18 protein-coding genes and 1 riboswitch are annotated in these 13,060 nt (G+C 62.7%); of the genes, 9 read left to right on the forward strand and 9 right to left on the reverse strand.

Translation table 11 applies throughout. The features are described from left to right. Nucleotides 1-14: 14 nt before the first annotated feature. Together DFO58_RS18540 and DFO58_RS12895 are read left to right on the forward strand one after the other, a co-directional pair. Entirely contained in the window at nucleotides 15-191 is a 177-nt protein-coding gene (locus DFO58_RS18540; protein ID WP_183043197.1) for a hypothetical protein, read from the forward strand. A gap of 78 nt (nucleotides 192-269) precedes the next feature. After that, complete coding sequence (locus DFO58_RS12895; protein ID WP_286163592.1) at nucleotides 270-1,208, forward strand: ATP-binding protein; 939 nt, start codon at nucleotides 270-272, stop codon at nucleotides 1,206-1,208. Nucleotides 1,209-1,231: 23 nt separating this feature from the next. Here the strand turns inward: DFO58_RS12895 and DFO58_RS12900 are convergent, their stop codons facing one another. Both DFO58_RS12900 and DFO58_RS12905 read right to left on the reverse strand, forming a co-directional pair. Beyond that, nucleotides 1,232-1,792 carry a hypothetical protein gene (locus DFO58_RS12900; protein ID WP_053798952.1) on the reverse strand — a complete coding sequence of 187 codons (561 nt, stop codon included), beginning with the start codon at nucleotides 1,790-1,792 and terminating at the stop codon, nucleotides 1,232-1,234. 53 nt (nucleotides 1,793-1,845) lie between these two features. Next, nucleotides 1,846-1,959: riboswitch (SAM riboswitch) on the reverse strand. Nucleotides 1,960-2,108: 149 nt separating this feature from the next. Continuing rightward, the gene (locus DFO58_RS12905; RefSeq protein ID WP_053798953.1) at nucleotides 2,109-2,759 is read right to left on the reverse strand and encodes a 4a-hydroxytetrahydrobiopterin dehydratase; all 651 of its coding nucleotides are present in this window, start codon (nucleotides 2,757-2,759) and stop codon (nucleotides 2,109-2,111) included. A gap of 181 nt (nucleotides 2,760-2,940) precedes the next feature. Here DFO58_RS12905 and DFO58_RS12910 point away from each other — a divergent pair, with 181 nt between their 5' ends. Genes DFO58_RS12910 through DFO58_RS12920 form a run of 3 tightly spaced genes read left to right on the forward strand, consistent with a single transcriptional unit; the run spans nucleotide 2,941 to nucleotide 5,245 of the window. Beyond that, nucleotides 2,941-3,477: a hypothetical protein gene (locus tag DFO58_RS12910; RefSeq protein WP_120991267.1), complete on the forward strand. Its 537-nt coding sequence runs from the start codon at nucleotides 2,941-2,943 to the stop codon at nucleotides 3,475-3,477. Next, a complete protein-coding gene (locus DFO58_RS12915) occupies nucleotides 3,477-3,932 on the forward strand; it encodes a YetF domain-containing protein (protein WP_047120283.1) in 456 nt (151 codons plus the stop codon). Before DFO58_RS12910 ends, DFO58_RS12915 begins: the two co-directional genes overlap by 1 nt. Then, complete coding sequence (locus DFO58_RS12920) at nucleotides 3,929-5,245, forward strand: APC family permease (protein ID WP_053798955.1); 1,317 nt, start codon at nucleotides 3,929-3,931, stop codon at nucleotides 5,243-5,245. The genes DFO58_RS12915 and DFO58_RS12920 overlap by 4 nt, the downstream gene beginning before the upstream one ends. A 106-nt stretch (nucleotides 5,246-5,351) precedes the next feature. On the opposite strand, the gene DFO58_RS12925 is transcribed toward DFO58_RS12920, so the two are convergent. The 3 genes from DFO58_RS12925 to DFO58_RS12940 form a co-directional block, all read right to left on the reverse strand. Then, nucleotides 5,352-5,684, reverse strand: a complete 333-nt coding sequence (locus DFO58_RS12925; RefSeq protein ID WP_053798956.1) for a hypothetical protein — start codon at nucleotides 5,682-5,684, stop codon at nucleotides 5,352-5,354. A 10-nt stretch (nucleotides 5,685-5,694) separates the two neighbouring features. Beyond that, nucleotides 5,695-6,291, reverse strand: a complete 597-nt coding sequence (locus DFO58_RS12930; RefSeq protein WP_053798957.1) for a cysteine hydrolase — start codon at nucleotides 6,289-6,291, stop codon at nucleotides 5,695-5,697. A 257-nt stretch (nucleotides 6,292-6,548) separates the two neighbouring features. Further along, nucleotides 6,549-6,773 (reverse strand): hypothetical protein, encoded by a 225-nt coding sequence (locus tag DFO58_RS12940; protein WP_047120287.1) that lies wholly within the window; start codon nucleotides 6,771-6,773, stop codon nucleotides 6,549-6,551. A 141-nt stretch (nucleotides 6,774-6,914) separates the two neighbouring features. On the opposite strand from DFO58_RS12940, the gene DFO58_RS12945 reads away from it, so the two are divergent. Then, nucleotides 6,915-7,424: a CBS domain-containing protein gene (locus DFO58_RS12945; RefSeq protein ID WP_120991271.1), complete on the forward strand. Its 510-nt coding sequence runs from the start codon at nucleotides 6,915-6,917 to the stop codon at nucleotides 7,422-7,424. A gap of 151 nt (nucleotides 7,425-7,575) precedes the next feature. Here the strand turns inward: DFO58_RS12945 and DFO58_RS18545 are convergent, their stop codons facing one another. After that, the gene (locus DFO58_RS18545; protein WP_157359272.1) at nucleotides 7,576-7,749 is read right to left on the reverse strand and encodes a hypothetical protein; all 174 of its coding nucleotides are present in this window, start codon (nucleotides 7,747-7,749) and stop codon (nucleotides 7,576-7,578) included. Nucleotides 7,750-7,767: 18 nt separating this feature from the next. Beyond that, nucleotides 7,768-8,034, reverse strand: a complete 267-nt coding sequence (locus tag DFO58_RS12950) for a Rho termination factor N-terminal domain-containing protein (protein WP_047120290.1) — start codon at nucleotides 8,032-8,034, stop codon at nucleotides 7,768-7,770. A 317-nt stretch (nucleotides 8,035-8,351) separates the two neighbouring features. Here DFO58_RS12950 and DFO58_RS12955 point away from each other — a divergent pair, with 317 nt between their 5' ends. Then, complete coding sequence (locus tag DFO58_RS12955) at nucleotides 8,352-9,248, forward strand: SDR family oxidoreductase (protein ID WP_047120291.1); 897 nt, start codon at nucleotides 8,352-8,354, stop codon at nucleotides 9,246-9,248. A 67-nt stretch (nucleotides 9,249-9,315) separates the two neighbouring features. On the opposite strand, the gene DFO58_RS12960 is transcribed toward DFO58_RS12955, so the two are convergent. After that, nucleotides 9,316-10,338, reverse strand: coding sequence for a hypothetical protein (locus tag DFO58_RS12960; RefSeq protein WP_286163593.1), 1,023 nt, complete (start codon nucleotides 10,336-10,338; stop codon nucleotides 9,316-9,318). 325 nt (nucleotides 10,339-10,663) lie between these two features. On the opposite strand from DFO58_RS12960, the gene DFO58_RS18550 reads away from it, so the two are divergent. Together DFO58_RS18550 and DFO58_RS12965 are read left to right on the forward strand one after the other, a co-directional pair. After that, nucleotides 10,664-10,828 carry a hypothetical protein gene (locus DFO58_RS18550; protein WP_161448888.1) on the forward strand — a complete coding sequence of 55 codons (165 nt, stop codon included), beginning with the start codon at nucleotides 10,664-10,666 and terminating at the stop codon, nucleotides 10,826-10,828. 55 nt (nucleotides 10,829-10,883) lie between these two features. Next, a complete protein-coding gene (locus DFO58_RS12965) occupies nucleotides 10,884-12,056 on the forward strand; it encodes a zinc-dependent alcohol dehydrogenase (RefSeq protein WP_053798960.1) in 1,173 nt (390 codons plus the stop codon). A gap of 7 nt (nucleotides 12,057-12,063) precedes the next feature. On the opposite strand, the gene DFO58_RS12970 is transcribed toward DFO58_RS12965, so the two are convergent. Beyond that, nucleotides 12,064-13,026 (reverse strand): Ku protein, encoded by a 963-nt coding sequence (locus DFO58_RS12970; protein ID WP_053798961.1) that lies wholly within the window; start codon nucleotides 13,024-13,026, stop codon nucleotides 12,064-12,066. Nucleotides 13,027-13,060: the final 34 nt, after the last annotated feature.

Here is a 13,060-nt window from a genome sequence, read left to right on the forward strand (position 1 = left end):
TGGGAATCCACCTCTTGCATTACCACTCCAGCCCGCTGGCAGTTTTGATCCGGAAGGCCAATCCGGAGTACGGGAAGCCCGAAGCTGCATTGGAGATCCTGTCCCCCGACGAACAGGTGACCGACGCATTCCTCAAGGAATTTCGCAACGGGTTGCGCACCTCGAGCATCTTCAAGGGCCAGGTCATCTAGTTCAAGGGCAACGAGTACCAGGAATCGAACGCCGGAGTCGCCTTCCACCGGCGCGAACCCTTCCCGCGCGAACAGCTCGTGCTGCCCGACGGCCTGCGTGAACGCATTGAGGAACAAGTCCTCGGCGTCGGAACCCACCGCGATGTTCTAACTGCGCTCGATGCGCATCTCAAACGCGGTGTCCTGCTCTACGGCTCGCCGGGCACCGGGAAAACCCACACCGTCAGGTATCTGGCCTCGGCGGCTGAAGACCACACTGTTATCCTGCTCAACGGCGATTCGTTGGCCTACATCTACCAAGCCGCCGCGATGGCGCGGGCGCTGCAGCCATCGATCGTCGTGCTGGAAGATTGTGACCTGATCGCCGAAGACCGCAGCTTCAGCCACGGCCCCCAGCCGCTGCTTTTCGAAGTCCTCGACACCATGGACGGCCTGGAACCGGACGCGGACGTCACCTTCCTGCTGACCACGAACCGCGTGGATTCCCTGGAGCGCGCCTTGGTGCAGCGCCCCGGGCGCATCGATCTTGCAGTGGAGATTCCACGCCCGGATCTCGAAGGACGTATTGCCCTGCTCGAACTATATGCAGCCAAGCTGAAGCCCAGCTCCGACACCGTGCAACAGCTTGCGCACCTGGTCGATGGAACGACTGCCTCGTTCACCAGGGAATTGGTTCGCCGATCCATCCTCAACGCCGCAGTCGCGGGCCAGGCTCCGGGTGACGCCCATCTGCTCGAAGCCGCCCCGGAGCTTATGGGCGATGCGGCCACTCTCACGCGAAACTTCCTCGGGGGAACCAGCGACCCGGATCTTGACGAGGCGGAAGAATTCAGCGAAGACGCATCCTTCGGATGGTTCCCCGGGATGGCGGGAAGCTACGAAGCGCCCAGCGGATTTGAACAAGATCCGGAAGCTGAACAGGTCGGCGGCAGCAGGGGGGTTGTAGGCTGCGCCTTCCTCCTTGCCGGGGAGGAATATCCCCCTGCTGCGCCAGCGCACCGCATCGTTGCCGCCTGAAGGCGTTCCTGCCGTGGGGCGATTCAGTTGGTGATCCCTTGATGGAGCGGGTCACCGTAAATAAACTGCTGAAGCGCGGCAGATGGCCGGCCGAAGAGCAACCGTTGCGGAAACTCCGCCCATTCCTCCGGTTCCAGCTGCACAACATGCGCCGGGTAGCAGCGGTCAACCAGAACCGCCCCACCCCGCTCATCGCGTTGCAGTTCCTTGTAGAGTTGCCCTGCCCTCGGGTTAGGCGCCAAGATGCCCAGCCGTCTCATCCGATCTTCGAGGCGAAGCAGGTCCTCCGGACTCTTGCAACGCCGACGTGCGTGCGCTGCTGCTTCCCTGATTCCCGAACTGACGGCCCAATACAGTTCAGGTGTGAAGCCTGCGGCGATCCAGCGGAGGATGTAGTTCTGCAGGTGTTCCGGCGTCTCGCTGAGCTTGCCGCTGGCGAATTCCCCGCTGCGGGTTGCCTGCCGGTAAGCCGACTGCTCGACCGGACGTCCTCCGAAAAATGGGTAGTCCATGACCACGCTGTTCCACAGCCGTTCCTGCAGGGTGCCTTCTGGATGGTCAATCGAGAATTCTTGGTTTTGCATCTTTGTTCGCTCCTGCTCAGGGAGCCGGCCGGGCACCTATTGTGCCGGACTGGCCCACCGACTTACCCGGGATTTTTGTCCGGGTCGGTTCTTCCCCTGGGGCACCCCGCTCGATGAGGAGGGTTGCCGTGCGACCAGCCAGGTACTTTGCGTCGCAGCTCTTGAACTTGGAATCCAGCCTAACCCGCAGCTACCGACAGTATGGGCGCAGCGCAGGATACAGCAGATCCGGTGCCCATGCCTTCGCAGGTACGGACACCGGATCAGCCATCGATTCTGGTGGACAAGTCCACCTTTGACTGCAGTTCGCTCGGTGCTAGCGGTCGGCCTCGGTGCAGATGCAGAAGCGATTGCCCTGGGCGTCGGTGATGACGGTGAAGGACGGCGCGGCATCGGCGTCGGAGTGGGCGCCAACTTCTTCCAGCTTCGTGAGCACCGGACCGCTTTCCGAATACGGAACCCACACGTCCAGGTGCAGCCGGTTCGTATTGGGAGTGTCGGTTTTCTGGAACCAGATCGCCGGGCCGCGACCGTGGGGATCGGCGATGCTGCCGTCGTCCAACGACTTGTACCCAAGCCCGGCGGCCCATTGCTCCGCGATTTCCTGGGGCTTGTCGGTGTCGATGGCAATCTCCACTGCGCGGATCAGGTCGACGCGGGGTTTGGCCCCGAGGGCCGCGGCCCGCTCGGAGATCTTGCTGGCCAGCGCAATGTCGCGGGTGGTGACCTGGCCGCCGGCGTCATGGGAGGTGGTTGTCACGAACACGCGGTTGTAGCGCCAGTCCACGTCGGGGTGGTGGTTGTCCATCTCTGCGGCGCTTGCGATATCGCTGAAAAGCTCGATCGCGGCCGCGGAGGTCTTGGTCTCGAAGACCGCGGCAATGGCTCCGGGGATCTCCCGCCACTGCGGCATCCCCTGGAGGTATTCGTTGAGCTGGTCTTGGGCAATTACGTCCTGTGCAGGCATGCGTTTCTCCTTTCTCCGGCAACCTTTCCACCCGAGGGGGCGAAGTTCAATGGACCTGCGCAGACTGCCAGAAACAACGGACGGTTGCGGCGTACTGGATAACTGCTGTGAACATCGGTCTTCCGTGGAGAGCGGCACCGGCCGCGGCTAATCTCGGCAAATATGGGCACAAGGAGTTTTGATGACTAATATTCACAACGCCAAGGTCTCTGATTCAACGTTGGACGATGTCATTGACGAGACTGCTCACCGCACGCGACGCATCGTGAGCCGGATCAGCATCCTCATCGTCGCAGCCATCGTAGCGGCCGCGGCGCTTGGAGCGTTCGATGTGGAGTCCAGCACCGACCGGTCCGAGGATGGTGTGCAAGTCCACGTGCGCCACCCGTTGGTGGCGCGGGCAGGCAATGAGGTCGAGCTGGAAATACTTGTCAGTTCCGACGAACCGCTGCCCGATACCTATAAGGTGCGCCTTACCGAGGACTACCTGTTGTTCTTCGAGGACTTCGCGGTCTTCCCGGACCCGGAATCGCAAAGTTCCGACGCGACCGGTGCGGTGGAATTCGAGGTTGCTACCCAGCCCGGGGCCACGCGAATGCTGGTTCGCATCACCGGCCGGGCCTCTGACCAGTGGGATTTGCGCACCGACGGGAAGCTCGAGGTCGAAATCGGCGATTCCACCGTCAACGTACCGTTCACCACTTGGAGGGTTCCCTAATGGAAATTGTCATTCGCGCCGCCATCGCCTTCGTGGTCCTGTGGCTGGTGACCCGCGCCGCGGGCCGTTCAACCCTGGGCGAGCTGAGCTCGTTCGAGTTGATTCTGTTCGTCGTCCTCGGGGACCTGGTGCAGCAGGGCATCACCATGGAAGACCGGTCGCTGACCGGGAGCCTATTGGCCGCCCTCACCATGATCGTCCTGGCAGTGGTCCTGTCCTATGCCAATATGCGCTGGCCCAGGATCGGAAAACTCACCCTGGGCCGGCCCATCGTGCTCGTGCGTGACGGCGTGATCGACCGGCGGGCATTGAGCGGGGAACGCATCGGCCTCGACGAGCTGAGCATGCTGGCACGCCAGGCGGGGATCGAGGAATACAGCTCGATCAGGCTCGCCATCCTGGAGTCCAGCGGAAAGGTCTCCTTCTTCACCAAGGAAGCGGAGGCCAAGCCATGAGCGTCAATACCGAAAGCAAGCTGAAGAAGGGCATCACCGGCCCCCTGCTGTACCTGTTCATCCTCGGCGACATCCTGGGAGCCGGCGTGTACGCGCTGGTGGGTGAGGTGGCCGCGGAAGCAGGCGGAGCCATTTGGGCCCCGTTGCTCGTCGCCTTGATCCTGGCGCTGCTCACGGCCACCTCCTATGCGGAGCTGGTCACGAAATATCCCAAGGCAGGCGGTGCGGCCATTTTCGCCGAGCGGGCCTACAAGAAACCTGTGGTGTCCTTCCTTGTCGGCTTCTCCATGCTGGCGGCCGGCGTCACCAGTGCGGCGGGTTTGAGCATTGCGTTTGCCGGGGATTATCTTTCGGTGTTCTTCGATGCACCCACCATTCCTGTTGCAATAGCCTTCCTGGGTTTGGTCGCGCTGCTGAATGCCCGCGGCATCAAGGAATCGGTGCGGGCGAATGTCGGGATGACGGCAATCGAGCTGTCGGGATTGCTGCTGGTGATCGTCGTGGCGGCCATATTCCTGGGCGGCGGCAACGGGGACGCGTCACGTCTGGCCCAGTTCCCCGAAGACACCACGCCGGTTGCCGCGATCTTCGCGGGCTCGCTGTTGGCCTACTACTCTTTTGTCGGATTCGAGGTCTCCGCCAACGTCGCGGAGGAAGTCGTGGACGTGCCGCGGGTCTACCCCCGGGCGCTGTTTGCCGCACTGCTCACCGCCGGAGTGGTCTACTTGGCGCTTGGCGTGCTCACCTCGATCGCCATGGATCCCAAGGAGCTGGCAGGATCTACCAGCCCCTTGCTGGATGTCGTGCAGGCCACCGGGGTCGGGATCCCCAGCTGGCTGTTCAGCCTGGTAGCGCTGGTGGCGGTGGCCAATGGCGCTTTGCTGACCATGATCATGTCTAGCCGGCTGGCATTCGGGATGGCGGAGCAGGGGCTGCTGCCGCCTGTCCTGGGGCGCGTCCTGCCGCATCGCCGCACCCCGTGGGTGGCGATCATCGGAACCACGGCGATCGCCATGCTATTGACGCTGACCGGTGATCTGGCGACCTTGGCCAAGACCGTCGTGCTGCTGCTGCTCTTCGTGTTCACCAGCACCAATCTTGCCGTCATCGTGCTGCGGCGGGACCGCGTGGAGCACCGGCATTTCCGGGCTCCGATCATCATTCCGTATCTCGCGCTGGCTTCCTGCGCTGTGCTGCTCGTCCAGCAGGATGGCGGGATCTGGCTACGCGGGCTCGCGTTGCTCGCCTTGGGTGCGGTCCTGTATTTCGCAACCCGCTGGATCACCTCCCGGTCTGCGAAGCGCCCCGCCTAGGCCGCGTCGCAGCCACGGGCGGCGGCCTCGCGGAACGTCGAGGAAAGCCGCGGGCCTTGCGGATGGATTGCCATCCGCAAGGCCCGCGGCCGCTTGAGGTCAATGTTCAGAGCTGGTCGGGACTCTCACGCTGGTCGGGGAGGTTCACCCGGCGCTCGTCGTCAAGACCGATATCCGCTGCGTCATCGGCTTCGTCGTCGGGCTCGACCGCGCGATCTTCATCCAGCGGCTCGGGAAGCAGCGTTTCCGGGTTCAGCTGCAAGGGGTCAGCGTCGCTTTCATCCAGGATCCGGTCCGGCCCGCGCAACGGATCCTCGGCGTCCAGCGACTGCGGGGCGTCCGAGGAACCTGCGGCAGGCTGGCTGTCGCGGCCGTCGAATGGCTCATCCGCGTCCTCGTCGCGTCGCACATCGTCGAATTCGGCATTATTCAAGGTCATGTCCTTCTCCTTAATTCTTCGTGGCGGCGGCACCGCCAGGGAGCTGTGCTATCAGTTGTTCACTGCTGAGGATCCGCTGGCGGTAGTGCTCCTCCAGAAACTTCAAGGTCACATCCTCGAAGTCCGGGTCCGCGGAAGCCAGGGCGTCTCGGGCAAGGAACACCGGCAAATTGGCGCTGAAGGCGTCGGTCGCGGTGGCGGCAATGCAGGTTTCCGAGGAGACCCCAGCCAGGATGAGGGAGGCAACCCGGTGCTGCAAGAGCAGCGTCAGCAGCTCCGTGGCCCAGAAGGCGCTGTCGCGCCGCTTGATCAGCTCGATGCTTCCCGCCAGATCCAGCTCTGGCAGGATCCGCGCTTGGCCGGTCCCCTCGAAAAGGTAGCCCTGGTCGTCCTCCAGCATCTTCAACGTCCAGGTGGACTTGTCTTTCTTGTGCACGGTGCGCACCGCAATGACCGGCACCTCGGCCTTGCGCGCCGCGACGGCGAGCTTGTTGCACGCGGATGCCAGCCGTGCGCGGTGCTGCGCCAAGTCCTCGGTTTCGAAAAACCCCTCCTGCATGTCGATCAGCAGCAGCGCTGGGCTTTGAAGGGATCCTGTCGCGTCCATGGCTCAGCTGCGTCCCGAGCAGTGTTCGCAGCAGTACGGCGCTTCTCCCGCATATACGGCATGGCCCAGGATCACGGAGTCGCAGTGCGAGCAACGCTCGGCCACATCATGAATGGCGCACTCAAAGCTGTCATAGACTCCCGACTTGCCTTCGAAGTCCACGCTGATAGGGCGTTGCGCCGGTGCTCCGCAAGTATTGCAGTTCTGCATTGTTCAACTTCCTTCCGCTCGATGGCCTGCGGGCTAAGTTGTGCTGCCTAGTCCTTGTCGTACTGGTCGTCGGTTGAGTTGTCCAGTTCCGGATCGGTGCCCTGGATGGGATCGAGATCCAGCTCTGGATCAGTGACAGCCTCTTCTCCGATCCCCAGGTCCTCGGGTGTTTCACCTGCCGGCCAGTTGTTCTCAACTACGTCCTTGTCCGGGTCCTTGATGCGCTCGGCGGCGTGGCTGATTGCATCCTTGGCCTTGTCCAGAAAACCCATGGTGCTGCTCCTTTCGGTTGCCGTCGCCAGTTGGCAACGTCCTCGGTTCTACCGATTATCACTTGGCGCCAACGTGAGTACAGGATTAATCGGGACCTGTCAGGATGCTGGCCACCGGGCCTTTGAGGTCGCTGGGAACACTTGAGCGCCAGCGGCAATACAGACAGCGGGGAAAGGGCCCGATTCGTCGTGGGCGCGGTGGCCAGCGGCGTGGAAACGTCCAAGGCCAAGGTCGCGGAGCATGCCCAAGGCGAGCCGATCACCATCGGCGCGGACGATACCCTCGAAGAGGCAATCCGAATTATGCAGCGGCATCAGGTTCGCCGCCTGCCCGTGATCGACGGCCACAAGCTCGTGGGAATGCTGTCGCAGGCCGACACCGCTCGGCACGCCGACGAGCACCGCACCGCCCCGGCGAGATGGTCTCGGAAATTTCCGAGCCCTAACCGCTTGCTGTGCACCCAGCAGATGGCCGCCTCCTTGCCGGAGGCGGCCATTGCGCATTTCGCGCGGAAAACCTTGCTAGCGCCCGTTGGCGTCCGTTCCACCGCGCCGGTGGTCCAGGCTGCTGGGTCCCTTCACGGCCCGGTACAGTCCGTAAAGGAAAACCAGGACACCCCAGCCCACAACGATCCACAAGGGACCGGGTGAACTGTCGGGAGAGGCGAGAAGTGCGAAGATGGCGAATCCCACCGCTAGCAATCCGCCGATGAGCATCAGCCAGATTCCTGGCCGTTTCTTGCGTGGTGCTGCTTGACCGTAGGACATGGGGACCTCCTTGTTGATCCTTGATACCTGCTAGTTACCCTGCGTCGAATCGTTCGTCATCCTCGTCGTGGCTTTCCGAGGTCGAGGTGGTCTGGGAAATCCGGCCCCGCTGGGCTACCTGCTCGTCCTCGGTGTGCTCCCGGGGCTCTGTTTCCTGGTCCGGTTGAGTAGTGCGTGCCGATTCGTCCCGGCTTCGTTTCTGGGTCATCTTGATCTCCTTGAGAGACTACGAATTGCGCAGGGCTTCGATCAGCTCGCTCTTGCGCATCTTGGAGCGCCCGTTGATACCGACTTCACGGGCTTTTTCCATCAGTTCGCTGACGCTCCAGTCCTCGTAGCTGCCCGACTTGCCGCCACGCTTTCCAACAGCCTTGCGTCCATCCCTGGCTGCCGCGTTGGCGATCCGTGCGGACTTCTGCTTGGAATTGCCTTCTTCACGGAGCTCTTCGTACAGTTCTTCGTCCTTGATACGACTGCTAGATTTCTCGGCCATGAAAATCCTCCGTTTCCGAGCCTCGATCCCCGGATGCGATGCGGATGGCATCCGGCTGTTCAGCCCACGCTAGCCGCCTGGGCCGAGGACCGAAAGGAACTGGTTCCCGCTTTGCGGGAAAACCCAGACTTCGACCCCTAGCACATATCCCGCCAGCATCGGCGATTGCTGAGTCGAATCCGTGAAAATGCTGGTTCCCACCGCTAAACCCTCTGCAAAGGTTTATCGACGGTGCGCCTGGTCGAACACTGGGCTTGTACCGCGCGACGCCCGACCTGGACCGGTCCGGGTGTCTTGGAACTCTGGAAGGAATCTTCATGACCGAGAAATCTCAGCCAGAACACACTGAACCCGTGAACAAGGAGCGCATCAGTCCTCCCGAGCAGCGCCAGCCCGAGCCGGGGCTGGACAGCAAGCTGAAGCCGCAGGCCGATCACGGCGAGCGCAGCTATCAGGGTCGCGGCCGGCTGGAGGGCAAGCGCGCGCTGATCACCGGCGGCGATTCCGGGATCGGCGCCGCCGTGGCCATCGCCTTCGCCCGAGAAGGCGCCGATGTGGCCCTTGCTTATTTGCCGGCAGAGAAAAGCGATGCCGTGACCATTGCCTCGGTTCTGGAGGACGCCGGGGTCCAGGTGCATCATCTGCCCGGCGACCTGCGCGACCGCGAGTACCGCGACAAGCTGGTCCACGAAGCCGCTTCCGCGTTGGGCGGACTGGACATCCTGGTGAACAATGCGGGCAAGCAGATCAGCGTGGACTCGCTGGAGGAATTGAGCGACGACCAGGTCGAGGCCACCTTCGACGTGAATATCTTTGCGATGTTCGCCCTCAGCCGGGCCGCGCTGCAGGTGATCGGCGAGGGAGGCGCGATCATCAACACGACCTCCATCCAGGCGTTCGATCCCTCGGCGCACCTCATGGACTACGCGGCCACCAAGGCGGCCATTAGCAACTTCACGAAGTCGCTGGCCGAACAGGCCGCATCGCGCGGCATCAGGGTCAACGCAGTGGCTCCCGGGCCCATCTGGACCCCTTTGCAGCCTTCGGACGGCCAGCCCATCGAGGCGCTGCCCGAGTTCGGGCACGACACCTGGCTGGGGCGCGCCGGCCAGCCGGTCGAGGTCGCCCCGGCGTACGTTTTCCTCGCCAGCGACGACGCCTCCTACGTGGTCGGGTCCACCGTGCACGTCAACGGCGGCAAGAACCAGCCGTAGCCCATACCGGCTGAAGACAAGGTGCGGGTGCCAGCCAATGAGCCGGCACCCGCACTATTTGCGCGTCCTACAGCTCGTCCGCGTCATCCAAACTGAGATTGCGACGCTCGTATTCGCGTTGGCTGAACGTCGCTCGCTGCACCGATTGCACGTCATCGAAGCTTGAACCGATGGCGCCGCCCAACGTGCCGAGCGACGCCGCGAGCCAGGCAAGGTTCAGGTATTCGGCCATCGACACCTCGTGGCCCAGCTGGGAGGCGAGGAACTCCTGGTCGATGACCACCAGCGACGCCACGAGCAGCGCCAGGAACAGCAGGAGGTACATCGCGGCTGCGGCCGAGGCCACCGTAAGCACCGTGGCTACGTTGTAGATGAGCAAGCGCTCCTTGCGCCGGTGTCCGCGCGGTTTTTCCCACAGCCGGTTATGGAAAAGCAACCACAACGAAAGCATGAGGATGCTGGCCAGCGTGATGAACGCAAGCCTCGAACTGGCCAGGTAGTCGGCCATCGACCAAATGCTCGTGTAGAAGACGCCGAAGGCACCGGTCGCCGCCGCGCCGGCCATCGCGGAAGACAATTGCGGCACCAGGCGCCACGGCCGGTTGATGCGGATCATCCCCATGGTCAGCAGCACCCGGCCGCGAAAACCTTCGATGCTGTCGATGCGCGAAGGGGTGTCCTCGTCGCTGCGCATGCTGCCGCGCACGCTCAGCGCTTTACCGAGGGGAGACGGGGGCGGCTCCGGCAGATTCCCGGTGGCAAGCTCGGCCAGAACCTCCTCAAGCGCCCGGGCAACGCTCCCCGCTGTTACCAGTCCGAGACTGGGCAGGCTCAACGTCGCCGTGCCCTGTTCCGGGCTGAGCACCGATCGCACCGGCCGCCCCTGTTCGTAGTGGGGCGCGTCGGTGAGGTAGATGATGTAGTCCCACGTGTATTTCTCCCTCAATCGAGGGACATTCTCGTTCAAGATCACGCTTCCCGACTCGCTCAGGGGAAGGCTGAGCGGATCGATCATGATTTCCCAGTTGAACTGCCGCTCCGCGTCGCTGTTGAGCTTCTTCTCCAGCTTCTGGTGGACCTTGTTCGCCATGCCTTGGGCGATCCCCGGGTCGGCAATAAGTCCAACCACCCTGGAAGGTCTGGGCTGCGCCTCCCTATGATCTTCCACGCAAAATCCCTCCCTATCACTTGGAATCCGGCCTTTCGCATCACCGTAGGCAGTCACGAAAGCCCTTCCAAGCTGTGTCCAGCTTGCTTGCAGGTTCACGGACCAAAAAATGCTGCAAATCCGCGGAATTCCGGGGTTCTGCATTCCCAGCAAACGCTTATGCGCAACCTCTTGAAGACCCGCAACGCATGTGGAATGGTCAGGATCGCAATGCTCCCCGCCCCATTTCCAGGTAAGGAATACAGTTATGAACCACTCAGAGCCTTCGCAAGATGCCAACGAACCATCGCAGGATCAACAGCTGCCCGAGCAGGAGGATACGCAGTCCGCATCGCAGCAGCGCTCCCGGAAGGAAAAAGCCAAGGAGCAGGATCCGGACCAGGAAGAGACCGCCCAGTTCAACACGGACTGACATCAGCGCACCAAGCATTGGGACGCACTCGGAAACAACGAAGACTGGAGGGAAAATGAAGGCACTCACTTGGCAGGGCAAGCGGAAAGTCGAGGTCAGCGAGGTCCCGGATCCCCGGATCCAGGAACCGACCGACATCGTCATCAAGGTCACCTCAACCGCGATTTGCGGTTCCGACCTGCATTTGTACGAGCTCTTGGGTCCTTTCATGCACGCAGGCGACGTCCTGGGGCATGAAACCATGGGCATCGTCCAAGAGGTCGGCTCCGCAGTCACCTCCGTGCAACCCGGAGACCGGGTTGTCATCCCGTTCAACATCTCCTGCGGGCACTGCTGGATGTGCACGCGCGGGCTGCAATCACAGTGCGAAACCACCCAGGTGCGCAGCCATGGCAAAGGCGCGGCGTTCCTCGGCTACTCGGAACTGTATGGCCAGGTTCCCGGCGGGCAGGCTGAATACCTCCGGGTCCCGCACGGGGACTATGGTGCGATCAAGGTGGGTTCGGACCTGCCGGACCACCGCTATCTGTTCCTCTCCGACATCCTGCCTACCGCATGGCAAGGCGTACGGTATGCCGACGTCCCCGAGGAAGGATCGTTGGCCGTCTTCGGCTTGGGCCCGGTAGGCCAGCTCGCGGCACGCATCGGCAGGCACCTGGGGTATCGCGTCTTCGGCATCGATCCGGTCCCCGAGCGCCGCGCCATGGCCGCCCGCCATGGCGTCGAGACCCTGGACTTCACCAAGGAGACAGCCACTGCCCTGCGGGATCTGACCTCCCGCGGCCCGGACGCGGTGCTCGATGCCGTGGGGATGGAAGCGCATGGCTCCCCCACCGCGGCCTTGCTCCAGCAAGCCACCGGCCTGCTGCCGGATCCTGCCGCCCAGCAGGTCATGCAAACAGCCTCCATGGATCGCAATATCGTGCTGACCGCCGCCACGGACGCGGTGCGGCGCGGAGGCACGATCTCGATCAGCGGCGTCTACGCCGGTGCGGCGACCCCGATGCCGATGGTCAAGCTGTTCGACAAGCAGATCCAGATCCGCCAAGGACAGTGCAACGTGAGGTCGTGGACTGATGAGCTGCTGCCGCTGACCGAGGACTCCAAGGATCCGATCGGACTGGATGACTTGGTGACGCATACCAAGCCCCTGTCCGAAGGACCCGAGATGTACAGCACCTTCCAGAAGAAGCAGGACGGCTGCATCAAGGTGGTCCTGCAGCCCTAAAGCCGACTCAGGCGGACTTCTCGGAGTCCGAGGAAGCCTTCTTCTTGCTTGCCGAGGAGGAGGCTTTCTTCTTTTTCGCCGTCCCGGATTTCCCGGCTTTGCTGGAGGAACCCGTGGCTTTCTTGGGTGTCCTGGTCCTGGAAGCACGCCCGGATGGCTTGCCCGCAGATCCCTTGCCGGCGGACTTCCCGCTGCCTGCAATGCTACGCTTGAGCGCTTCCATCAAATCAAGGACACCTTCCTCGCCATCCTGCGAGGAGGCCGCTCCGAAAGTCGCTTCGGTATCAAGGTCTTCACCCTGCTCGATTTTGGCATCGATCAGCTGCTGCAGCTGGATCTGGTAGTCGTCGCTGAAGTCCTCGGGCGTGAAGTCCCCGCTGTAGGATTCCACCAGCGTGGCGGACATCTTCAACTCCTGCGCGCTGATCCGGGCGGTGTTCTCCGGTTCGGCAAACCCGGCATCCCGCAATTCATCGGCCCACATGATCGACTGGAGCACCATGGCCTTCGACCGCACCCGCAGCACGCCCAGCCGGGTCTTCTGGCGCAAGGCGAAACGCACCACGGCCAACTTGTCGGTATCCTCCAAGGTCCGCCGCAGGAGCTCATAGGCTTTGGGCGATTTGGAATCGGGCTGGAGATAGTAGCTTTTCTCCAGCATCAGCGGGTCCAATTGGTCAGCCGGGATGAACTGCACTACCTCGATCTCGCGGCTTCTCTCCGCGGGCAATGCGTCCATATCTTCGCCCGTCAGCACCACGGTGCGCTCGCCGTCATCGTAGGCCTTGTCGATGTCCTTGTATTTGATCTTCTTGCCGCAGATCTCGCAGCGGCGTTCGTATTTGATCCGGCCGCCGTCTGCGGAGTGGACCTGGTGCAGCGAAATGTCGTGATCCTCGGTCGCGCCGTAGGCTTTCACCGGTACATTGACCAGCCCGAAGGCGATTGATCCAGTCCATATAGCTCTCATAGGCCCAGTGAAGCACCGCTGCCGCCGCGGGCAT

The organism is Arthrobacter sp. AG1021, assembly GCF_003633665.1.
Taxonomy (GTDB): Bacteria; Actinomycetota; Actinomycetes; order Actinomycetales; family Micrococcaceae; genus Glutamicibacter; species Glutamicibacter soli.